The organism is Stutzerimonas degradans, assembly GCF_024448505.1.
Taxonomy (GTDB): domain Bacteria; phylum Pseudomonadota; class Gammaproteobacteria; order Pseudomonadales; family Pseudomonadaceae; genus Stutzerimonas; species Stutzerimonas degradans.
Window position 1 is genome coordinate 24931 of sequence record NZ_JAMOHV010000016.1, and the last position, 20952, is coordinate 45882.

Sequence of the window (20952 nt, forward strand, 5' to 3'; positions counted from 1 at the left end):
ATTAGATGCTCCCGATCTTTTCACGGTTGGTATCAATCCAGGCTTGCAATTCGGCGTCGCTCATCCACTCGGAGTTGTTGTCACTGGCGTAGATGAAGCCTTCCGGGACCCTCTTGCCGTCCTTGATGCGCTGCTCACAATTGCCCCAGTTGTTGATCGTGGGCAGAATCTTGAAGTGCTCCGGGTACTCATAGGTGTAGTAGGCGTCTTCGGCGCTGATCATCTGTTCATGCAGTTTTTCACCTGGGCGGATGCCGACAATTTCTTGGCGAGCTTCAGGCGCGACTACGCGAGCGAGGTCGGTGACCTTCATCGACGGGATTTTCTTAACGTAGATTTCTCCGCCTTCCATGTCTTCGAAAGCGTGCCAAACCAGCTCTACGCCTTCTTCCAGCGAAATCATGAAACGGGTCATACGCTCGTCAGTGATTGGCAGAACACCCTTATCCTTGATGGACATGAAGAACGGGATCACCGAACCGCGTGAGCCCATCACGTTGCCATAGCGCACCACCGAGAAACGTGTGCCGTGTTCGCCGGAGTAGGAATTGCCGGCCACGAACAGCTTGTCGGAAGCCAACTTAGTGGCTCCGTAGAGGTTGATTGGACTACTGGCCTTGTCGGTAGAAAGCGCAACCACACCCTTTACGCCCTTGTCGATACAGGCATCAATGAGGTTCATGGCACCCATGACGTTGGTCTTGACGCACTCGAAGGGGTTGTACTCGGCGGTCGGCACGATCTTGGTGGCGGCGGCGTGCACCACATAATCGACCCCATCGAGTGCCCGGTACAGACGTTCCTTGTCGCGTACGTCGCCAATGAAGAAGCGCACGCGCTTGTCACCCTCGAACTTCTTGGCCATGTCCCATTGCTTCATCTCATCGCGGGAGAAGATGATGATTTTCTTGGGGTTGTACTTGGCCAAGGTCATCGGCACAAATGTATTGCCGAAGGAGCCGGTACCACCGGTGATAAGAATCGTTTTATTACTGAGCATTCAATGAGTTCCTTGATTCAAACTTGATGCTTGGTTGTTTCGAGTTGGCGATAGTGAACAGGTGTCATATAGAAAAAAGCCCAAACCTTCCATAACAGCATGAGCATAAAGGTGGTACATAGACCGAGCGGCACGGCCAATAGCGGCCAATGTAAAGAAAACAGCCAAGTTACCGGAATAAAACACAATAGGCTGGCGATATGGCTATAAATAATCGGCCGATCATGACCTTGAGCATATAGCCCATAGTGCGGCACCATACTGACGGCATAAAGCAACGTAGCCACTAGAAGCCAGGGAAAAAGATTTTGATGCTCGATGTAAAGCGGTTTGTCGAGCCACTGCAGCAGTGGGCCGATCAATAGCAACGCGATCCCAGCAAAGACTGCGGCTAATACCAGTGTTTGTACAAGCAATCTGTACAAGCCTTGGCGAAAGGCTGTGACATTCTGCTGACTGTACGCGCTGATCAAGCCAGGATAGCTGAAGGCAAATACCCCAGCATCCAGAAACGACATCAACGCACTGCTGAAGCCCATGAACAACACGTATGCACCCAGTATTTCGAGGCCAGCCAGCCACTCGAACCAGTAGCGGTCGAGAGTGAACACTCCACGAATGGCCAAGGTAGCGACCAATAGGGGGATGGCGATTTTCAGCCCGCTGCCAATCCAATGCCAGTCAATCTGCCTACGCCAGCCCCCGATTTCCAGTCGGCTAATTCGATAGATGCCCAACAGTAGCGCGGCCAAGCCGCCGAGTGCCCAGGCACCCAATACGAAATCCAAACTGCGCGAATCGGGCTCGATGAACATCAGTGCAGTCACTACAGCCGCCCAGGCTCCCGAGCGCAGGAACAGTACCAAGCTGGCCAGCAGTTGCTCAGAGATGGCAATCAGCAGACGGCCCAGTTCTTGGGTCAGGTGTTCAAGTATCAATAGGACGAAGAACCAACCCGCCAGGCTCCAGGGCAGCAGGCCCTCGAGAAAGATCAGGCTCAGCAGTGGCAGGAACACCGCATAGAGGACAGAGGAAAGTGCACCCTGCCCCTTGAGCAGGCTTCCCCACTCGCTACGCTCACGCTTGAGCAACTCACGCGTCGTGTAGCTATAAAAGTCAAAGCCCAGCAGATAGAGAGCATACCCGATGGTAACTACCAACAGACCATAAATGCCGAGCTCGGCCGGCTCGAGAAAGCGGGCCAGGAAGAAGATCAGCAGGAACTTGCTAACCAGGGTCATCCCGCGCAAGGCCACATTGAGTAGGCGCTGAGAGTTAGATGCTGTCATCAAGCGCACCTTGGCCCCGCACTGAAGCGATGACTAATGCCGTAGGCCTTAACGCAGCTAAATGCGCCATGAATGGCGGCTCCGTACCTTGTGTATTGGCATGCTATTCAGGCATGCAGGGTTAATAGTTTGCCGGAAACGACATAGCGCTGTTGCAGCACAGCTGCCAACTCTCGCTTGGCCGTTACCTCTCCGTGCGCCCCCGTATAACAGTCGACCACTCCCGCATGCCGGTCACAAATTGCAGCGATCCGTTCTGATCGGCATGCGCCGAATACCCGCCGATGCTGGTTACCTTTGGCCGGGTATCGAAGCATTCGCCGTCCAGAACTACGTAGCCGCCCCAGGGACCGTATTGCTCAATGGCGTGGCCGGGGGTACCGCGGGACTGGTAACCGACAAAGAGAAGGAAACAGGGCGCTGCGGTGACTGGATATAACGGTGCATGATCAGTCCTTGAACGAGCACATCGGATGGGCACGCTACGTCTATCTGCGCGCACCCGGCATGCACATTGCAGCAAAGCGGGTGCAACGAAGCGGTGATTCTGATCGGCGGATATTAAGCAGTTACGCGATGGCCTTGGGCCATATGACGCACCAGTGCCACAAATAATCCGAGCATACCGCCCAGCACCAATGCGAGCGCGACGATCAACGCCTTCCTGGGCTTGATCGGCGCACTCGGCTCGACTGCCTGCTGGTCAATGGACACCAGTTTGAGCGACGCCGTATCGAACTTCAGGGCACGCAGGCGCGCGGCCTCTTCGCGCCAGCCGGCTAGGTTTTTCAAGAAAAGATCTTCGTTTTCCCGACTGTTGAGCACTTCGATCTGACGATTGTGCTCAAGCAGCTTGAGCTCGCGGGCAATTTGCGCAATGCGCGGCTCGGTGAAGTCGTCCGAGCGACGTGCCAGCAGAGCTTTGCGCTCGGCTTCCAAGGCATCGGTGCCCATGAAATACAGCGGGATCTGCTGATTGTTGACTTCGGTGCGGATCACGCTGCCCTGGGTGGCGACTTCAGCGGCGCCGAGAGATGAAGGGGTGGTGGGTTTGCTGATACCCAACGAGTTGGCGATACGAATTGCTTCATTCAACTGATTGATACGATTGTTGCGACGTGTCTTGAGCTGTTGGCGCAGGGCTGCCAGTTCATCGTTGAGCTGTGCACGCTTCAGGGCATCGGCCTCGCTGAGTTTGGCGATCTTGATTTCCTTACCTGCTTCGTAGCTGGCGCGAGCAGCGGCGATCTTCCTATCAAGCTGATTGAGTCGATTGCCGATGAGAATATCCAGATCCGCAGCGATCTGCTGGCGGACGCCGTTAATGGAGTGCTGCACGAACTCGTTAACGACTTTCACGCCGTCGATTCCATCGGGATAGGTCAGCTGGATTCCAACGAAAGGTGTGGTCGTGCTTTCGCCCTTTTTGGCGTCGGGCTGTAGAAGCTTGAATGCTTCATCGTTAAAGCTTTCAAAGGTCTGTTCGAGACTGCGACCGGGCTGGGCGAGCACAGCAAATAGCGGTTCATTTTTACGGAAAAAGCTTAGGCGGTTTTCGTAGGAATCTAGCGCTGCGCCCACCTGCGCCATTGCTTGCTTGGGTGAGAGTTTATAAATACCCAGGTGATTGAGCTCATCGAGGTCTTTGATGGCTGCGGGCCGTAGAACGCTTTGGACCGTGTAGTAACGCGTAGCGAGCAACGCGTATGCAAGTCCTATCAGGCCCACCAGCGCTGCTATCGCTATGATCAATGCTTTCTGACGCCAAAGAGCGTGCGCCAGTTGAATCAGGTCGATTTCATCGTTAACGACAGAGGCGAGATGTTGCGGAGGCGTAACGGCGTTCACGTCAAATTCCATTTTGAGCAGAGAGGTCTGCCAACCGGACTTCGGCTGAGCAGCAAAAATGAGAAGCACGTCAACTTTGACGGACGGCATTTTGCCACTACACAGATTTAATGCAAGCGCTACTTGGCGTCGCAAAGAGGCCTTAATCCGCACAGTAGAAGGCTGCATTGACCAAACGCAAGGAATGCCATTGAGCGCAGCTTTAAGCAACGTAGGCCATCGCAGCCAATCAAAAAAGAGAAAACAGACAAAGGCGGTAGTTGCTCCTAACCGCCTTCAAACTTCAACGCAATTACATCGAATACGCACGATCACGATTCATCAGGCTGCGTACCAATGCAACGAAGATACCCAGCATTGCACCGAGTACCAGACCGAGCGCCAAAATCAGCACCTTTTTCGGCTTGATCGGGTTGAGCGATTGCAGGGCAGGCTGATCCAAGCGAACAAGGCGCAATCGCTCGGTGTCGAGCTTGATGCCCTTCAGCCGAGAGGCTTCTTCTCTAAGCTGCGCTAGGTTGGTCAAGTAAAGGTCCTCTCCTTCGCGCGCCTTCAAAATCTCCACTTCGCGGTTGTTCTCCAGCAGCGTCAGCTCCGACTGGATTTCCGCGATGCGCGGCTCAACAAAGTCGTCGGACGTGCGATTCTTCAGCGCATCGCGTTCCGCCGTAAGCGCTTCGGTGCCCAGGAAGTAAAGTGGCGCTTCTTGATTGGTCACTTCGGTGCGGATGACCTGAGTACCAGAACGTGCCGACGCAGCCATGGCTGACGGACTCGTTGGAGTACGAATGCCCAGGGAGTCGGCAATGGTTATCGCCTCGTTCAGCTCTTGGATACGGTTGTTCCTGCGCGTCTTCAGCTCTGCGCGCAATGCTGCGAGTTCGTCTTGAAGTTGAGCGCGCTTCAGAGCTGCGTCTTCGAGCAATGTAGCAATCTTCGCCTCTTTGGAGGCAGAGTAGTTCGCTCGTTGCGCCTCCATGTTCATATCGAGGCTCGCCAGGCGGTTGGCGATCAGACTTTCCAGATCCTCGGCGATTTCCTTACGCTCAAGTTCGAGTACGTAGTCAACGAAACCGTTCACGATCGCCGAACCCTCCATACCCTTAGGATAAGTAAGTTTCAGCCCCACATAGGCACTGCGGTTCTCGGTCTTCTTGGGATCCGGGTGAAGCATCTCAAACGCCTGCTCATTGAAATCAGCGAAGGCTTGCTCCGCTGAATCACCCTTCGGCTCAATCGCCTGGAACATCTCCTGGTTGCTAAGAAAATAGTCCAGACGCTTGTCGTAGGATGAAAGCCCACTCGCCACCCTGCTGAGTGCATCCTCGGGCGTGAGCTTGTAGATACCGGTCTCGTTGAGCTGATCAAGCATGCTCTGCGGAACAGGTCGAAGGTAAGTTTTGGTTTGGTAGTACGGAGTTGCAAGAAAAGCGTAAGCGGCCGCGATCAGGGTTACTGCGAACGTCACGCCAACGATAAGGAGGCGTTGTCGCCAAAGCGCACGAAATAGCTCAACCAGATCAATTTCATCATTTGCCAAAGGCTGGGGCTGCACGATCATCCGGTTTCCTTGTTATGGGCTGTAAAGCAATCGGAGCGGGATTCGTACGGGATAGCGACAAAAAGTTCCTTACGTTATAGAGAATTAGCGCATTTTTTCTGGAGCACGTGACGCACCTCACAAAAACCTACGGGCCGCGTCTTCGAAACGTCACTCCTCCTCATTCACCCGATCCCGCAGTTCTTTCCCCGGCTTGAAATGCGGGACGAACTTGCCATCCAGGCTGACGGACTGGCCGGTCTTGGGATTTCGGCCTACGCGGGGGGCGCGGTAGTGGAGGGAGAAGCTGCCGAAACCGCGAATCTCGATGCGGTCGCCAGTAGCCAGCGCCTGTGCCATCTGCTCGAGCATGGTCTTGATGGCCAGCTCGACATCCTTCGAAGAAAGCATCCCCTGCTGGGTGACGATACGCTCGATCAACTCCGACTTGGTCATGGTTTTCCCTTCGTTTTCAAGCGGCTAGATGATTCGGGTTGCGGACGTTTGTAGCATGTTGTTCAGACTTTGAACAGCCCAACGGGATTGACGGGCAGCGGCGTTCTTTGTATGGCGCGTACGCGATTGAGTGGTTCTTTGGAACATGTCGACGCGCTCTCGAACGGCATGATTCAGCTTCCGCTGCCGGGGAACTCGGGTTGCCGCGAACTGTCTGTCCCCTGACGGACTACCCGGACGGCGCGGCAGAACTACATCTGCGCAGAAGCATCTTTGCCGCCCCTCTACCCGCTCTCGGACCGCCCCGGCGGCGTGCCGGCAGCCAATCGCTGCACCGTCTACTCGCTCACCGGCCCGGTCATCGGGGCCTTTGTTCTCTTCCTATATATATGTTGAACGCCTGCATGCTCATATCTCGTTACCGTTCTGTATCCCATCGAGCGCGCACTGCGCGCCTGCCCCTGTATCGCACCCTGGGTGTTTTCATCTTCGGGGCCTGGTTTGCCAGCGCACCGGCACACGCACAGCAAGCCAGCGACTCGCAGCGCTGGGTGAGCGACACGCTGAGCACCTATGTGCGCAGCGGTCCGACCGAGGGGTATCGCATCGTTGGCACGCTGCAGTCGGGGCAGCCGGTGGAGTTGATCACCAGCAAGGGCGATTTCAGCCAGGTCCGCAGCGAGAATGGCGACACCGTGTGGATTCCCACCCGCGAGTTGCAAAACGTGCCTGGCCACGCCGAACGGGTACCGCAGCTGGAACAGCGCGTAGCCGAGCTGGATGAACAGTTGCGCACCATCGATGACAACTGGAAGGCCCGCGTGCAGGGAATGCAGGAGACGCTGGATGCGCGCAAGACGCTGATCGATGAGCTGGAGGCGCGCCGCCAGCAACTCGACAGCGCGCTGAGCCAGAGCCAGTCCGAGCTGCGCGAAGCACAGGCGCGGCTGGGCGATGAGAACAAGCAGGTGCTGATGCGCTACATGGTCTACGGCGGCAGCATCGCCGGTGCCGGCCTGTTGCTGGGCCTGATCCTGCCGGCGATGACGCGCGGGCGTAAACGCAACGACCGCTGGTTCTGATACCAGCGCCCCGCGCCTCTCATCGCATGCGAGGCACGGGCTGCTGACTCGGGCAGGTTCATCGCCCTGCCCCTTGCCTCGCTGATCTAGCGCGCTGCCGCCGCGCTCGCCGGCAGCACGCGCCCACGGCATTCGCCGAAGCCGATCGATGGATATCCCTCGCGGCGGCAGCGCGCCTTGAGGATGATCTCGTCGCCATCTTCGAGGAAGGTACGCGTCTCGCCACTGGGCAGCTCCAGCGCACGTTTGCCGCCTTCGGTGACTTCCAGCAGGCTGCCACAGCTGTCGGCGCTCGGCCCCGACAGCGTGCCGGAGCCGAACAGGTCACCCGGCTGCAGGCTGCAGCCATTGACGCTGTGGTGCGCGACCATCTGCGCCACGGTCCAGTACATGTTCTGCGTGCTGCTCAGGGCGATGCGCTGGGCGGGCAGGCCCTGCGCGCGCATGGCTTCGGTGAGCAGCAACACCTCGAGCTCGATGTCCAGCGCGCCCAGTTGCTGGTCCCGCTCATCGAACAGATAAGGCAGCGGTTGCGGGTCGCCGGCCGGGCGCGGCGGTTGTGCGCAGCGGAACGGCGCCAGCGCCTCCGGCAGCACCACCCACGGCGACACGCTGGTGGCGAAGCTCTTGGACAGGAACGGCCCCAGCGGCTGATATTCCCAGGCCTGCAGATCGCGCGCCGACCAGTCGTTCAGCAGGCAGAAGCCCGCCACGTGCGCGGCCGCTTCACCGATCGGAATCGCCTCGCCGCGCGCATTGCCCGGTCCGATCCAGATCCCCAGCTCCAGCTCGTAGTCGAGCCGCTTGCTCGCCCCGAAGACCGGCTCGCTCGCACCCGCCGGCAGGGTCTGGCCGTTGGGCCGCCGGACGGGCGCTCCCGATACGTCGATGGTCGACGCGCGACCGTGATAGCCGATGGGCACGTACTTGTAGTTCGGCAGCAATGGATTGTCCGGACGGAACAGTTTGCCGACGTTGTTGGCGTGGTGAATGCCCACGTAGAAATCGGTGTAGTCGCCGACCCTGGCCGGCAGGTGCAGTTGGCACTGGTTCATCGGCTTGAGCAGCATCTCGCCCATCGCCTGCAGCCGCGTGCGTTGCGCACTGTGCTCGCCAAGCAGCTCGTACAAGCCGGTACGCAATGCCAGGCGCGCCGAGGCACCGCGCGCGAAAAAGGCGTTGAGGCTGCTGGCAGCCGCGCTCCGTGCTGCCTCCAGTGCAGCATCAGCGAACAGCCCGGCATCGCAGGCGGCGGCCAGATCGAAGATATAATCACCGATGGCCACGCCACCGCGCGGCGCGTCGCCGTCCAGGCTGAACACGCCCAGCGGGAGGTTGGCAAGTGGAAAGTCCGGGTGGCCGTTGGCCGATTCGACCCAGCTGCGTAGCTCTGTCTGTGCGCTCATGTCATTTCCCCTGCATGTCGAAAGTTTTATCCAGGCCGGCCCAGCAGCTGTCGTAGTCGGCTTGCAGCTGCGGGCTATGCAGCGCCTGGCGCGTAGGCCGCAGTACCTGGCCTGTCTCGAACATGAACGCCAGGGTGTTATCGATCTTGTGGGGTTCGAGTGCCGCATTGATCGCCTGTTCCGTGGAGGTGCGATCCGGCCCGTGCGCGCTCATGCAGTTGTGCAGCGAGGCGCCGCCGGGCAGGAAACCATCGGCCTTGGCGTCGTAGGCGCCGTCGATCAGGCCCATGAATTCGTTCATCAGGTTGCGATGGAACCACGGCGGACGGAAGGTGTGCTCGGCGACCATCCAGCGCGGCGGGAAGATCACGAAGTCGATATTGGCCATGCCCGCAACGGCGCTCGGCGAGGTCAGCACGGTGAAGATCGACGGATCGGGATGATCGAAGCTGACTGTGCCAATCGTGTTGAAACGCCGCAGATCGTATTTGTAAGGCACGTTGTTGCCGTGCCAGGCGACCACGTCCAGCGGCGAGTGATCCAGTTCGGTCGCCCAGAGTTCGCCGAGAAACTTCTGCACCAGCTGAACCGGCCCGTCATGCTCCTCGTAGCACGCCACGGGCGCGAGGAAGTCGCGGGGATTGGCCAGGCCGTTGCTGCCGATCGGCCCCAGCTCCGGCAGGCGCAGCGCGCAGCCGTGGTTCTCGCAGACATAGCCGCGCGCCGAAGCGTCCAGCAATTCGATACGCACACGCATCCCGCGCGGGATCACGGCGATTTCCAGCGGCGCGACGTCGAGCACGCCAAGCTCGGTGACCAGCCGCAGCGCCCCCTGCTGCGGGACCATCAGCAACTCGCCGTCGGCATCGAAGAACACGCGCTGCATCGAGCGGTTGGCCACATAGCAATACAGGCTCGCACCGCTCGTTTGATCGGCCTCGGCGTTTGCCGCCAGGCACGACAGACCGTCGAGGAAATCGGTTGGCACGGCCGGAATGGGCTGCGGATTCCAGCGCAGGCGATTGGGCGTGATCGCCCCCAGCCCGGCATCCAGCTGTCGCTCCAGGCGTTGGTAAGGACCGTGGGCGGCGGATGGACGCATGCGGTACAGCCACGTCCTGCGCGCTTCGCTGCGTGGCACGGTGAAGGCGGTGCCAGACAACAGCTCCGTGTAGAGCCGGTAGGGCACCTTCTGCGGCGAGTTCTGCCCGACCGGCAACGCGCCGGGCAGGGCTTCGCTGCTGAATTGATTGCCGAAACCGGACAGATAGCCGGCAGGCGCTGCGGATTGTGGATGGGATCGCATGGCAACCTCGTTTTTTTTGTAATTAGATTACGCAAAACGTAATTTGAACTCCCCACAACGTCAAGCTATAAACAGCCCCTTTGCCACCGGACCGCCTCGCATGCCAGACCACAACGCCGACACCGCGCCCCGTCGCCAGAAAGTACAGGCCGCCGAGGTCGGCACCGATATCCTCACCGCGCTGGCCGAACTCGCGCCGGCGACTTCGCTGTCGCGCCTGGCCGAACACGTCGGCATGCCGGCCAGCAAGGTCCATCGATATCTGCAGGCGTTGATCGCCAGCGGCTTCGCCGAGCAGGATGCCCAGACCAATCACTACGGTCTGGGGCGCGCTGCGCTGTTCGTCGGGCTGGCCGCGCTCGGGCGGCTGGATGTGGTTCGCCTGGCGACGCCGCACCTGGCACAGCTGCGCGATGATCTCAACGAAACCTGCTTCCTCGCCGTCTGGGGCAACTGCGGACCGACCGTCGTGCACGTCGAGCAGGCGGTACGGGCCGTCACACTGGTCACCCAGATCGGTTCGGTGCTGCCGCTGCTGGGTTCGTCCACCGGCCTGGTGTTCAATGCCTTCCTGCCGAACCTGGAAACAGCGCCGCTACGCGAAGCGGAACTGCAGCTGCCAGCGGCACCCTCCTCCGCGGCTCTGACGCAACAGATGAGCGAGCTGCAGCACCGCCACGTGCAAGCGGTACACGGCCTGTTGATGGCCGGCGTCAATGCACTGTCGGCACCGTTGTTCAGCGGCGACCGGCGCCTGGCGGGGGTGATCACCGTCGTCGGTACGGCGCCGGACTTCATGGCCGAGGTGGATGGCGCTGCGGCACAGCGCCTGCTCGCAACGGCACGCGCGATCAGCGAACGCATGGGCGCTTCGTTCTGACGGGAAGTTTCCGGCGCGACCCGGCAGGCGCGCCGTATCGCATGTAAGCGGTGTCGGCTAGACGCCGGCAGCCTCGCCTTCACGTGCGGCGCAGACGCGGTTACGTCCATCCTGCTTGGCGTCGTAGAGCGCACCGTCGGCCCTAGCCAGCAACGGCTGGAGGTCGTCGCGGCCAGCCGCCGAACTCGCCAGGCCGATGCTCACGGTCAGGACGATCGGGCCGACCGAGGTCGGGATCGGCGCTTCGGCGACTGCACGCCGAATTTTCTCCGCTACGGACAACGCGCCCTCGAGATCCGTGCTCGGCAACGCGATGGCGAACTCCTCACCGCCGAGCCGGCCGAGCAGGTCGTGCGCGCGAAGCACCCGAGAGCAGGTCGCCGTGAACGCCGTGAGCACTTCATCACCTATCGGATGACCGTAGGTGTCATTGATGCGCTTGAAGTGATCGATATCGAGCATCAGCAGGCTGACATCCTCACCATGCCGCCGCGCCCGGGAAAGCTCCGCTTCGCAACCGGCCAAGAACGAGCGGCGGCTGCTGACACCCGTGAGCACGTCGGTGTTGGCCAGCTGCGTCATCTGCTCGTGGGCCTCGCGCAGCCTGGCGGTATTGCGGAAATGTCGGCGGCTGAACGCATATATCAGCAGCGCGACTGCCAGCAGCAGCAGGGAAATGATGCTTGCCGAAACGATCAGCAGCTTGCGATGTTCCTCGAACCCCGCCATGAAATCCTTCGGCGACAGCAGTACGAGCACCAGGACGCCCTCGTCCTCCAGGCGCCGATAGGCACCGAGGTGGTACTCGCCATCGAGCCAACTGACACCCTCGTAGTAGCCAACCCGAGCGCCATCGACGAAGTAGGGCTTGTCCTCGGGTAGTTTGAAGCGCCCGTAGCGACCGGGAATGGGCGCGCCGGAGGCGATGGCGCGGATGCTGCGGTCAGTGCCCAGCAGCACGATGCTGCCATTGGCACCGACGTCGATCTGCTGGAAGTAGTCGGAAAACAGATCGGCCGGCACGGACAGCACCAGCACACCGGCGAATTTCCCGCCATCGAAGATCGGCCGGGTGAACTGGATCGACCACCGATGCGACAGCCGCCCGAGCACCGGTTTGCTGATGAACAGCCGATCGGTCTGCGGATTGTCGCGGTGTACGCGAAAGTGCTCGCGATCGCTGAGGTCGATCGGCTTGCTGATCGGCGCGAGATTGGAAAACACCAGTTGGCCGCTTGCATCGATCACGCCCAACTGCGAGACGAAGCTGCCATAGGCCTGCAGCTCCTCCTTCACGTGATTCTGAAAGTCGTCCGGCTGTTCGAGCACGTCCTCGCGCATATCCAGCAGCACGATATCCATCAAGCGGATGGTGCTGCGCACATGCGCCTCGAAGGCAGTCGCCAGGTTCATCGCATCCTTGCGCGCGGCCGCTCCGGCCAATGCACGCTCATGCCGGATCTCGCCCAGCACGAACGCCCACATCGGCACCAGCGCAAGCAGCAGCATGGTCGATGCTAGAAACCCGGCTGCTCTGTCTTTCAACGCTTTGCTCCGCTCGCGCCACGCCCCACATGGCAGGCATTCTCGTGACTCTACGACGCGCGACGACCTCGGCCGGCCACAAAATAATGCGCAATGGCCATCATTGAAGGAGGCGGTGTGCGAGGCGCCCGTCAGCCGCTACCCTGTGGTCGGTTCAACTCTGCAAGCTGGCGGTGAACGTGGACAGGTTTCAGGAAATGAAGGTGTTGGTCGCGGTTGCGGAGGCGGCCAGCTTCGCCGGCGGCGCCCGGCTGCTGGGCATGTCGCCGCCAAGCGTGACGCGGGTGATTGCCGGCCTGGAAAACCGCCTGGGCACCCTGCTGCTGGCACGCAGTACGCGCAGCCTGCGCCTGACCGAAGCGGGCCGGCGTTATGTCGAGGACTGCAAGCGCATCCTGCTCGACCTCGAAGAAGCCGAAGAGCTGGCGGCCGGCAGCGCGGTTCGCGTCCGCGGCAACCTGACGGTGACGGCGCCGGTGATGTTTGGCGAGCTGTTCCTCATACCGCTGATCACCGAGTACCTGGCGGCTCAGCCCGAGGTGACGCTCAACGCCGTGCTGGTGGATCGCGTGGTGAACATTGTCGATGAGGGCGTGGATGTCGCCGTCCGTATCGGCGAACTGCCGCAGAGCAGCCTGCAAGCCATCAAGGTCGGGCATATCCGGCCGGTGATATGCGCCTCGCCAGGCTTTCTCGAACGCGTCGGCCGACCGCGACAACCGGAGGACGTGCTGACGCTGCCGACGGTGATGTCGTCGACCAGCACCCTGCTCACCGACTGGCAGTTCAGGGTCGGCGACCGTGCCATCGCCCTGCATCCCGAACCGCGCCTGACGGTCAGCTCCAATCAGGCGGCGATCAATGCGGCGCGCCTGGGCTGGGGACTCACGCGGGTGCTGTCCTACCAGGCCGCCGAGTGGGTGGCCAAGGGCGAGTTGGAGATCGTCCTCGAGGCATTCCAGACCCCGGCGCTGCCGGTGCATGTGCTGTATCAGGGAGGCAACCGGGTTCCCGCCAAGGTGCGTACCTTCGTCGATCACTGCGCCAGCCGATTCCTCGCCGACCCGGCACTGCAGGCCATGCCGGTAACCTGACCGTGAGTCGATATCGCCAGGTACAGACCTTCGCGGCCGTGGCACAGGCTGGCAGCCTGGCCGCCGCGGCGCGCCAGCTGGGACAGTCGCCGGCAACCGTCATGCGCACCATTGCCGCGCTGGAGGCGCGCCTGCAGACCAGCCTGCTGATGCGCGGACCGCGCGGCGTCGCGCTGAGCCCTGCTGGCGAGCAGTTCGCACAAAGCTGCCGGCTCGTCCTGGAGCAAACGGCGCAGGCCGAGCGCTCCGCCGCCGGCATGCATGCCAGCCCCGACGGGCAGTTGACGGTGGCCTTGCCGCTGCTGATGGATCTGCAGGTATTCACACCCATCGCCGTGGCCTACCTGAACGCCTTTCCTGACGTGCGGCTGGATATCCGCGCCTGCGAAGGCGTGCCCAAACTGCTCAAGGAAGGCATCGATATAGCGCTGGTTCTCGGCCAGTTACCCAACTCATCGGAGTTCGCCGTGCCGCTGGGCGCCGTCAGGCCGATTGTCTGCGCCTCACCCGCCTATCTCGGCAAATGGGGTCGACCGTCGACGCCCGAAGACCTCAAAGCACATCGCGCGGTGGCCACGAATGCGGCGGGCTACGACGCGCACTGGCATTTCCGCTGTGGCCGTTCCATCCGCTCGGTAAAACCCACGCCGGCCCTCACCTGCACCACCCAGCGGGCGGCCATCCATGCGGCCACCCTGGGGCTGGGGTTGATTCGCTGCATGAGTTACGAAGCCCACGACGAACTGCGGCGTGGCCTGCTGGAGCCGGTACTGAGCGCGTTTGCCGGTCCCGACGTACCGGTGCAGCTGATCTACCGCCATGGCCGCCGCGCCGAGGCGCGCGTGCGAACCTTCATCGACTTCGCGGCGCCGCAGCTTCGCGCCCATCCCGCCTTCCAAGCGCGCTGATCGAGCGTTCTTCCGCCGCGCCGCGCCTGGCGTTATTCCAGAAAACGAAATTATGGATTGCGCCGCATGGTGATTCTGCTCAACCCGGCGAGGGCGCAGCATGGCTCTGCCAGCGCAGATTGCCGCTGCGCCCCCCCCTTGAATCCATTGCGGAGCCAGCACCATGTCTCAGCCGATCAAACTCTACCGTCACCCGCTTTCAGGGCATGCCCACCGCGTCGAACTGATGCTTTCGCTGCTGCAGCTCCCCTATGAGCTGGTGTCTGTCGACCTGGCCAACGGCGAACACAAATCTGCCGAGTTCCTCGCCATCAACGCCTTCGGCCAAGTGCCGGTCATCGACGACAACGGCACCTTCATCAGCGACTCCAACGCGATTCTGGTCTACCTCGCCAAGCGCTACGGCGGCGACAGCTGGCAGCCGCAGGACGCGCTCGCCGAAGCGCGCATCCAGCGCTGGTTGTCGGTGGCCGCCGGCCAGGTGGCCTACGGCCCGGCGGCGGCGCGACTGATCACCGTGTTCGGTGCGTCATTCAATGCCGAAGAGGTCATCGCTCGCGCCCACACGCTGCTCAAGGTTATGGACGCCGAACTGGCCCACAGCCCCTTCCTGGCCGGCGCCAAACCGAGCATCGCCGACGTCTCCAACTACAGCTACATCGCCCATGCGCCGGAGGGCAACGTCTCGCTCGAGCCCTACCCCAATGTGCGCGCCTGGCTGCAACGCATCGAGGCCCTGCCCGGCTTCGTACCCATGCAGCGCACCGTCATAGGTTTGCAAGCCGCCTGAGTAAGTACCGGACTGCCGGGCCTTCCGGCAGTTTTCGAGGAGCGTGAGTCATGGATCATCTGCCAGGACACCCGGCGTCGCCCTGGCATGCCGGTGAGAGAGCGCTGCAGGAGCGCTTCAACGTAGCCGAACGGTTGGCCGTACTCGGGCGGCAAGTCATCCGCGATTACATGCCTGAGCAGCACCGCGAGTTCTTCCAGCAGTTGCCGTTCATGGTGGTCGGCGCGGTGGACGCCGATAATCGTCCTTGGGCCACCCTGCTCGAAGGGCCGGAAGGCTTTGTCACCTCCGCCGACCCGCAGCACCTGTTTCTGGCGGCGCACGCCGACCCGCAAGACCCGGCAGCTGCCGGGCTGCGGGCAGGCCAGGCGATCGGCCTGCTCGGCATCGAGCTGCATACGCGCCGGCGCAATCGCATGAACGGCGTGATCCGGCGCGTAGCGGCCGATGGCTTTGAGGTGATGGTCGAGCAGTCCTACGGCAACTGCCCGAAGTACATTCAGGAGCGCTCCTATGCCCGCGTGCCGCCCCCGGCAGACGGCATCGCGCCGCGCCAGGATTTCAGCACGCTGGACGAACGCACCCGCGCGCTCATCCGTGCCGCCGACACCTTCTTCGTCGCCAGCTACGTCGCGCGTGACCGCAAGGCGCGCGCCGTGGACGTCTCTCATCGCGGCGGCCGTGCCGGTTTCATCAAGGTTGAAGGCAACCGCCTGACCATCCCCGATTACGCCGGCAACCGGTTCTTCAACACCTTGGGCAACCTGCAGACCAATCCGGTCGCGGGCTTGCTGTTCATCGACTTCACCACTGGCGACCTGCTGCAACTCACCGGCCGCACCGAACTGCTGCTGGACAGCCCCTCGCTCGACGCCTTCGAGGGCGCCGAGCGGCTCTGGGCCTTTGAAGTCGAGCAGGCAGTGCTGCGCCCGGGCGCGCTGACGATCCGCTGGCAGTTTCACGGCTACGCCCCCACCAGCCTGGCAACCGGCACCTGGGCGGAAGCCGACCGGCACCTGCATCAGCAAGCACAACACCGGCAGTGGCAGTCATGGCGGGTCACCCATGTACAACAGGAGAGCCGCGACATCCGCTCGTTCTTCCTCGAGCCGCCGGACGGCGCTGTCGTGCCATTCGCCGCGGGCCAGCACCTGCCGATCCGCATCCACACCGCCGAGGGCGATGCCCTGCTCAGAACCTACAGCGTTTCCAGTGCACCGTCGGACGGCTACATCCGTATCAGCGTCAAGCGGCAAGGCCGGGCCTCCGCGCATCTGCATGACAAGCTGCGGGCGGGCGATCTGCTCGAGGTACGACCGCCGCTGGGCAGCTTTACCCTCCAAGAAGACAGCGAACGGCCAGTGGTATTGCTGGGCGCCGGTGTCGGCATCACACCGCTGATCTCGATGGCCCGAGCGCTGGTGGCGCAGAACCGGCAGCGGCGCAAGGCGCATGCGATTCACCTGTTCCAGAGCGCCAGAACCCTGGCCGACCTGCCCTTCCAGACAGAACTCACCGAACTGCAACAACGCTCGAACGGGCTGCTGCACATCCACCGCGCGCTGAGCATCCCCGGCTCGGCGCAGCCGGAGCGCGATTACCAGATGGCGGGCCGCCTGGATTTCGCGCAGGTCAAGGCGCGACTGCCGCTGGATGATTACGACTTCTACCTGTGCGGCCCGGCGGGCTTTCTCCAGGACATGTACGACGGCCTGCGCAGCGTGAACATCCCGGACCAGCGCATCCATGCCGAGGCATTCGGCCCATCGGCCTTGCGGCGCGCCGAAACCGGGCGGCCGCCGGCCCAGTCCCTTGCAGCCAGCGCATCGGTGCCGGTGCACTTTCGCGCATCAGCCACCGAAGCACACTGGACACCCGACAGCGGCAGCCTGCTGGAACTGGCGGAAAGCCGCGGCCTGAACCCCGAGTTCAGCTGCCGTGGCGGCTCCTGCGGTACCTGCAGCACCCGGCTGATCAGCGGCAGCGTGCATTACCCCACCCCACCGGCACTGATGCCCGCCAGCGATCAGGTGCTGATCTGCTGCGCGGTACCGGCGCAATCGGAGGGCGATCCCCAACCCCTGGTTCTCGATCTCTGAGGTGACCGGCGCAACTTCCTCGCCGCCCAGGGCGTTCTCTCCCGACCGCCAGCCGCGAAGCCGCCATGCCATTGTGCGACTCACCTGCCACCGCAAAGGCTCAATGCGCCGGCTCCAGAATGGGCGCACCGGCGTCCTTGAGCAGAAACACCAGGAACCGGGCGGGCTCGGTGGAGCTGGCATTGCGCCCGACCGTGTGGATGTCGTCCGGCCCCTCGTAGAAGGCCTGCCCGGCGCTCAGCGTGACCGGCTCGCCACCGCGCACGCCCATCACGATCGAGCCCTCCAGCACGTAGATGAACCCGTGGGCGTCGTGCCGGTGCACCGGGTCGCCGCCACCCGGCGGGTAGGTCACCTCGATAACCATCGTTTCCTTGCCGGGATATTCTGCAAGGGCCTTGCTCATCAGGGTGTCAACCTCCACCGGTGGCGCTGACGGCTGCGCGCTGACGGAGCAGGCGGCCAACATCAATGACGCAAAGATTGTGGAATGCTGCATGGCGGGCCTCATGTTCTGGAAAAGAGGAAATGTGTGGGCACCGAACGCACCCACACGCGCGTCGATGGCGGGTCAGAACAGTCCGGACTTGTCCACGCCAAATGCCTTGTCATAGGTGCCGGGCACGACCCGGAAACCGACGTTGACCCGATTCCAGGCATTGATCGCCATGACCTGGAAGGTCAGGTCGGACAGCTCCTTCTCCGAGAATTGCGTACGTACGCGCTCATAGAGGTCGTCGGGCACCCCTTGGGCGGAAAGCTGGGTGAGACTTTCCGCCCAAGCCAGCGCCGCACGCTCGCGCGGGCTGAACAGCGTCGATTCGCGCCACGTCGCGACATGGTGCAGTCGCAGCGCCCGCTCGCCATGCTGGGTGGCTTCCTTGACGTGCATGTCGACGCAGAACGCGCAGGCATTGAGCTGCGACACGCGCAGGTCCACGAGCTCGCGGATCGATTGCTCGATGGCAGATTGTTTGAGTAGAAGGCTGAACTCGACGAACTTCTTGAACAGCTCCGGAGATTGCGTCTGGTAGTCGATGCGTTGAGTCATGGCTGAAACCTCGATAGGCGATGTTGCGTTGGGTCTTTTGGGATAGTCAGGCGCGCTGCGCGCGGCTAAGCCAGTTGTGGAAGCGTGTCGGCCCGAGGCGCGGATGTGCGCCGGGCAGCAGCGAGCGGTCAGACAGCTGGCTGCCGAAATAGCGCGCATGTACGTCGGCGATGACCTGGCGGCGGTCGTCCTGTGCCACCAGGAACTTGCGCGCGATCTCGTCGATCGGAAAACAGTCGGGGCCGGCAATTTCCAGGGTGCTGTTCAGTGGCGCACCAACGGCCAGGTCGGCCAGCAGGGCCGAGACATCATCGGCAGCGATAGGCTGCATCAGCGCCGGCGACAGCCGCGCCACCTCACCATCGATATTTGCGTCGATGATGCTGCCGATGAACTCGAAGAACTGCGTGGCCCGCACGATGGTGTAGGGAATCCGGGACGCCTTGATCAGCGTCTCCTGAGCGACCTTTGCCCGGAAATAACCACTTTGAGGAAGCCGATCGGTACCGACCACGGAGAGCGCGAGGTGGTGCTCCACACCAGCGTCGACTTCGGCGGCGAGCAGGTTACGGCCGGAAGTCTCGAAGAACTCCAGGGCGGCGCGGTCCTCAAACGACGGCGAATTAGCGACATCCACCACCACCTGCGCCCCCGCCAGCGCCTGCGCCAGGCCCGCCGCCGTGACCGTGTCGACGCCGGTACGGGGTGAAGCTGCAACGACCTCGTGCCCGTCGAGACGCAGCCTGCCTACAATGTTCGCCCCGATAAGGCCGCTTCCGCCAATCACGACTATTTTCATGTTCTGATCCTCGATTGCGGCGCTTATCTTTCGTGCGCCGGTTGAGGTTCAGCATGCGGCCCGAGCTGGCGAATGACCTTGCGGAAACCTTGTTTTTCCATGGGGTATTCGTCCAGCTCACCAAAGCCGGTAGCAGCGTCTGTACGCCCGGAGTAGCGCGACGCACAGACCGGACAAGGAGCGATAAATGCAATGGGTGTTCGAGGACTGCCGGCTCGATTTGGCGCGACGCGAACTCTGGCGCGATGAGCGAATCGTCGCCACGGCGCCCAAGGTATTCGATCTGCTCGTCTATCTGCTGCAAAACCGTGAGCGGGTGGTCAGCCGCGATGAGCTGATCGAGGCGGTATGGGCCGGTCGTATCGTTTCGGAGTCAACCCTGGCCAGTCACATCAACGCGGTGCGCAATGCCGTTGGCGACAGTGGCCGGCAACAGCGGGTGATTCGCACGGTGGCACGCAAGGGAATTCGGTTCGTGGCAACCCTGCGGAGCGAACCCGCGGACAATCTCCAACCGCCCGCGCACTCGGACAGTCCTGCCGACGCCACGGCCGACTCACCGGCGCTGCCAGCCAAGCCGTCCATCGCCGTGCTGCCGTTCGTGAACCTGAGCGGCGACCCCGCGCAGGACTATCTGGTCGAAGGCGTGGTCGAGGACATCATCGCGGCGCTGTCGCATTACCGCTGGCTGTTCGTCGTCGCGCGCAATTCGAGCTTCGCCTACAAGACGCGCGTCGTTGACGTGAAGCAGATCGGCCGCGAGCTGGGTGTCCGCTACGTTCTCGAAGGCAGCTGGCGAAAGGCTGCCAACCGCGTGCGACTCACGGGCCAGCTGGTCGATGCGTCATCCGGTGCGCACCACTGGGCCGGGCGTTTCGAAAGCGTCCTGGACGATATCTTCGACCTGCAGGACCAGATCACCGAAAGCGTCGTCGGGGCGATAGCGCCTCAGCTCGAACGTGCGGAAATCGAGCGCGCCAGACGCACACCAACCGCCAGCCTCGACGCCTACGACTACTACCTGCGCGGCATGGCGCAGCTGCATCAAGGCTCTCGCCGAAGCATCGGCGAAGCCCTAACGAACTTCCACAGCGCCATCGACGTCGATGCGCAATTCTCCTCGGCCTACGCGATGGCCGCCTGGTGCCACTGCTGGCGCAAAGTGAATGGCTGGATGGAGGATCGCCCGAACGAAACAGCGGAAGGCATCCGGCTGGCGCGGCGGGCGGTGGAGTTTGGCCGGGACGATGCGGTTGCCCTGACCCGCAGCGGACATGCGCTGGGCCATCTGGCTGGTGAGCTACGCGAAGGCATTGCGCTGGTGGATCGAGCCCTTTTGCTCAATCCCAACCTCGCGGCGGCCTGGTTTCTCGGTGCATTCCTGCGTATCTGGTGCGGCGAAACCGATGCCGCGATCGAGCATCTGGGACATGCCATGCGGTTAAGCCCGCTCGATCCCGAGCTGTACCGAATGCGAGCCGGCATGGGCCTGGCCCACCTCTTCGCCGAAGAATTCGATACGGCCGCTTCCTGGGCAGAGGCAGCGCTTCGGGATCTGCCAACGCTGCTGCTGGCCGTTGCCGTACTCGCCGCCAGCGACGCGCTCGCCGGACGGCTGGCCGAAGCGCGCCAGACAATGGAGAAACTGCGCCAACTGGACCCCGGTTTGCGCGTGTCAACACTCAGGGATTGGCTCCCCATCCACCGCCCGGAGAACTACGCGACGATTGTTGCGGGGCTGAGAATCGCAGGGTTGCCCGAGTAGGAAGGTTCCGGCGGGCGCGCGTACCATCGAGCATCGCCACGCAGCCCCCGCTACTGTTGCCTCGCCTGCCCGCCCCACAGCCGCCCCAGAAACG

At 62.2% G+C, this 20952-nt stretch carries 18 protein-coding genes; 7 read left to right on the plus strand and 11 right to left on the minus strand.

The window, feature by feature from the left end; translation table 11 throughout:
• Position 1: 1 nt before the first annotated feature.
• The 5 genes from pseB to ihfB form a co-directional block, all read right to left on the minus strand.
• Positions 2–1000: a UDP-N-acetylglucosamine 4,6-dehydratase (inverting) gene (pseB, locus tag NAV27_RS17185; RefSeq protein WP_102829423.1), complete on the minus strand. Its 999-nt coding sequence runs from the start codon at positions 998–1000 to the stop codon at positions 2–4.
• Positions 1001–1017: 17 nt separating this feature from the next.
• Positions 1018–2289 (minus strand): lipopolysaccharide biosynthesis protein, encoded by a 1272-nt coding sequence (locus NAV27_RS17190; protein WP_102829422.1) that lies wholly within the window; start codon positions 2287–2289, stop codon positions 1018–1020.
• Between the two features lie 561 nt (positions 2290–2850).
• Positions 2851–4137 carry a GNVR domain-containing protein gene (locus NAV27_RS17195; RefSeq protein ID WP_102829421.1) on the minus strand — a complete coding sequence of 429 codons (1287 nt, stop codon included), beginning with the start codon at positions 4135–4137 and terminating at the stop codon, positions 2851–2853.
• Between the two features lie 292 nt (positions 4138–4429).
• Positions 4430–5698, minus strand: coding sequence for an LPS O-antigen chain length determinant protein WzzB (locus NAV27_RS17200; protein WP_102829420.1), 1269 nt, complete (start codon positions 5696–5698; stop codon positions 4430–4432).
• A 150-nt stretch (positions 5699–5848) separates the two neighbouring features.
• The gene (ihfB, locus tag NAV27_RS17205) at positions 5849–6133 is read right to left on the minus strand and encodes an integration host factor subunit beta (protein ID WP_003291410.1); all 285 of its coding nucleotides are present in this window, start codon (positions 6131–6133) and stop codon (positions 5849–5851) included.
• A 404-nt stretch (positions 6134–6537) separates the two neighbouring features.
• On the opposite strand from ihfB, the gene NAV27_RS17210 reads away from it, so the two are divergent.
• Positions 6538–7215, plus strand: coding sequence for a TIGR04211 family SH3 domain-containing protein (locus NAV27_RS17210; protein ID WP_232249105.1), 678 nt, complete (start codon positions 6538–6540; stop codon positions 7213–7215).
• A gap of 86 nt (positions 7216–7301) precedes the next feature.
• Here the strand turns inward: NAV27_RS17210 and fahA are convergent, their stop codons facing one another.
• Entirely contained in the window at positions 7302–8621 is a 1320-nt protein-coding gene (fahA, locus tag NAV27_RS17215; RefSeq protein ID WP_102829419.1) for a fumarylacetoacetase, read from the minus strand.
• A 1-nt stretch (position 8622) separates the two neighbouring features.
• On the minus strand, positions 8623–9927 hold the full coding sequence (gene hmgA / locus NAV27_RS17220; protein WP_102829418.1) for a homogentisate 1,2-dioxygenase: 1305 nt from the start codon (positions 9925–9927) through the stop codon (positions 8623–8625).
• A gap of 100 nt (positions 9928–10027) precedes the next feature.
• On the opposite strand from hmgA, the gene NAV27_RS17225 reads away from it, so the two are divergent.
• Positions 10028–10807 carry an IclR family transcriptional regulator gene (locus NAV27_RS17225; RefSeq protein ID WP_102829417.1) on the plus strand — a complete coding sequence of 260 codons (780 nt, stop codon included), beginning with the start codon at positions 10028–10030 and terminating at the stop codon, positions 10805–10807.
• 57 nt (positions 10808–10864) lie between these two features.
• On the opposite strand, the gene NAV27_RS17230 is transcribed toward NAV27_RS17225, so the two are convergent.
• Positions 10865–12292 carry a sensor domain-containing diguanylate cyclase gene (locus tag NAV27_RS17230; RefSeq protein ID WP_102829495.1) on the minus strand — a complete coding sequence of 476 codons (1428 nt, stop codon included), beginning with the start codon at positions 12290–12292 and terminating at the stop codon, positions 10865–10867.
• 257 nt (positions 12293–12549) lie between these two features.
• Between NAV27_RS17230 and NAV27_RS17235 the strand changes: the two genes are divergently transcribed.
• From NAV27_RS17235 to NAV27_RS17250, 4 genes are all read left to right on the plus strand, one after another.
• Complete coding sequence (locus NAV27_RS17235; RefSeq protein ID WP_180981457.1) at positions 12550–13446, plus strand: LysR family transcriptional regulator; 897 nt, start codon at positions 12550–12552, stop codon at positions 13444–13446.
• Between the two features lie 2 nt (positions 13447–13448).
• Positions 13449–14354, plus strand: a complete 906-nt coding sequence (locus NAV27_RS17240; RefSeq protein ID WP_102829416.1) for a LysR family transcriptional regulator — start codon at positions 13449–13451, stop codon at positions 14352–14354.
• A gap of 163 nt (positions 14355–14517) precedes the next feature.
• Positions 14518–15144: a glutathione S-transferase family protein gene (locus tag NAV27_RS17245; protein WP_102829415.1), complete on the plus strand. Its 627-nt coding sequence runs from the start codon at positions 14518–14520 to the stop codon at positions 15142–15144.
• A 50-nt stretch (positions 15145–15194) separates the two neighbouring features.
• Positions 15195–17243, plus strand: a complete 2049-nt coding sequence (locus tag NAV27_RS17250) for a pyridoxamine 5'-phosphate oxidase family protein (protein ID WP_102829414.1) — start codon at positions 15195–15197, stop codon at positions 17241–17243.
• Between the two features lie 100 nt (positions 17244–17343).
• On the opposite strand, the gene NAV27_RS17255 is transcribed toward NAV27_RS17250, so the two are convergent.
• The 3 genes from NAV27_RS17255 to NAV27_RS17265 form a co-directional block, all read right to left on the minus strand.
• Entirely contained in the window at positions 17344–17742 is a 399-nt protein-coding gene (locus NAV27_RS17255) for a cupin domain-containing protein (protein ID WP_102829413.1), read from the minus strand.
• 72 nt (positions 17743–17814) lie between these two features.
• Positions 17815–18294: a carboxymuconolactone decarboxylase family protein gene (locus NAV27_RS17260; protein WP_102829412.1), complete on the minus strand. Its 480-nt coding sequence runs from the start codon at positions 18292–18294 to the stop codon at positions 17815–17817.
• A 46-nt stretch (positions 18295–18340) separates the two neighbouring features.
• Entirely contained in the window at positions 18341–19093 is a 753-nt protein-coding gene (locus NAV27_RS17265) for an SDR family oxidoreductase (RefSeq protein ID WP_102829411.1), read from the minus strand.
• Positions 19094–19280: 187 nt separating this feature from the next.
• Here NAV27_RS17265 and NAV27_RS17270 point away from each other — a divergent pair, with 187 nt between their 5' ends.
• Positions 19281–20858, plus strand: coding sequence for a winged helix-turn-helix domain-containing protein (locus NAV27_RS17270; protein ID WP_102829410.1), 1578 nt, complete (start codon positions 19281–19283; stop codon positions 20856–20858).
• Positions 20859–20952: the final 94 nt, after the last annotated feature.

Coding starts and splice junctions, on each gene's coding strand:
- pseB (WP_102829423.1), bottom strand. CDS start 1,000: ATGCTCAGTAATAAAACGATTCTTATCACCGGTGGTACCGGCTCCTTC.
- NAV27_RS17190 (WP_102829422.1), bottom strand. CDS start 2,289: ATGACAGCATCTAACTCTCAGCGCCTACTCAATGTGGCCTTGCGCGGG.
- NAV27_RS17200 (WP_102829420.1), bottom strand. CDS start 5,698: ATGATCGTGCAGCCCCAGCCTTTGGCAAATGATGAAATTGATCTGGTT.
- ihfB (WP_003291410.1), bottom strand. CDS start 6,133: ATGACCAAGTCGGAGTTGATCGAGCGTATCGTCACCCAGCAGGGGATG.
- NAV27_RS17210 (WP_232249105.1), top strand. CDS start 6,538: ATGCTCATATCTCGTTACCGTTCTGTATCCCATCGAGCGCGCACTGCG.
- fahA (WP_102829419.1), bottom strand. CDS start 8,621: ATGAGCGCACAGACAGAGCTACGCAGCTGGGTCGAATCGGCCAACGGC.
- hmgA (WP_102829418.1), bottom strand. CDS start 9,927: ATGCGATCCCATCCACAATCCGCAGCGCCTGCCGGCTATCTGTCCGGT.
- NAV27_RS17225 (WP_102829417.1), top strand. CDS start 10,028: ATGCCAGACCACAACGCCGACACCGCGCCCCGTCGCCAGAAAGTACAG.
- NAV27_RS17230 (WP_102829495.1), bottom strand. CDS start 12,292: ATGTGGGCGTTCGTGCTGGGCGAGATCCGGCATGAGCGTGCATTGGCC.
- NAV27_RS17235 (WP_180981457.1), top strand. CDS start 12,550: ATGAAGGTGTTGGTCGCGGTTGCGGAGGCGGCCAGCTTCGCCGGCGGC.
- NAV27_RS17245 (WP_102829415.1), top strand. CDS start 14,518: ATGTCTCAGCCGATCAAACTCTACCGTCACCCGCTTTCAGGGCATGCC.
- NAV27_RS17250 (WP_102829414.1), top strand. CDS start 15,195: ATGGATCATCTGCCAGGACACCCGGCGTCGCCCTGGCATGCCGGTGAG.
- NAV27_RS17255 (WP_102829413.1), bottom strand. CDS start 17,742: ATGCAGCATTCCACAATCTTTGCGTCATTGATGTTGGCCGCCTGCTCC.
- NAV27_RS17260 (WP_102829412.1), bottom strand. CDS start 18,294: ATGACTCAACGCATCGACTACCAGACGCAATCTCCGGAGCTGTTCAAG.
- NAV27_RS17265 (WP_102829411.1), bottom strand. CDS start 19,093: ATGAAAATAGTCGTGATTGGCGGAAGCGGCCTTATCGGGGCGAACATT.
- NAV27_RS17270 (WP_102829410.1), top strand. CDS start 19,281: ATGCAATGGGTGTTCGAGGACTGCCGGCTCGATTTGGCGCGACGCGAA.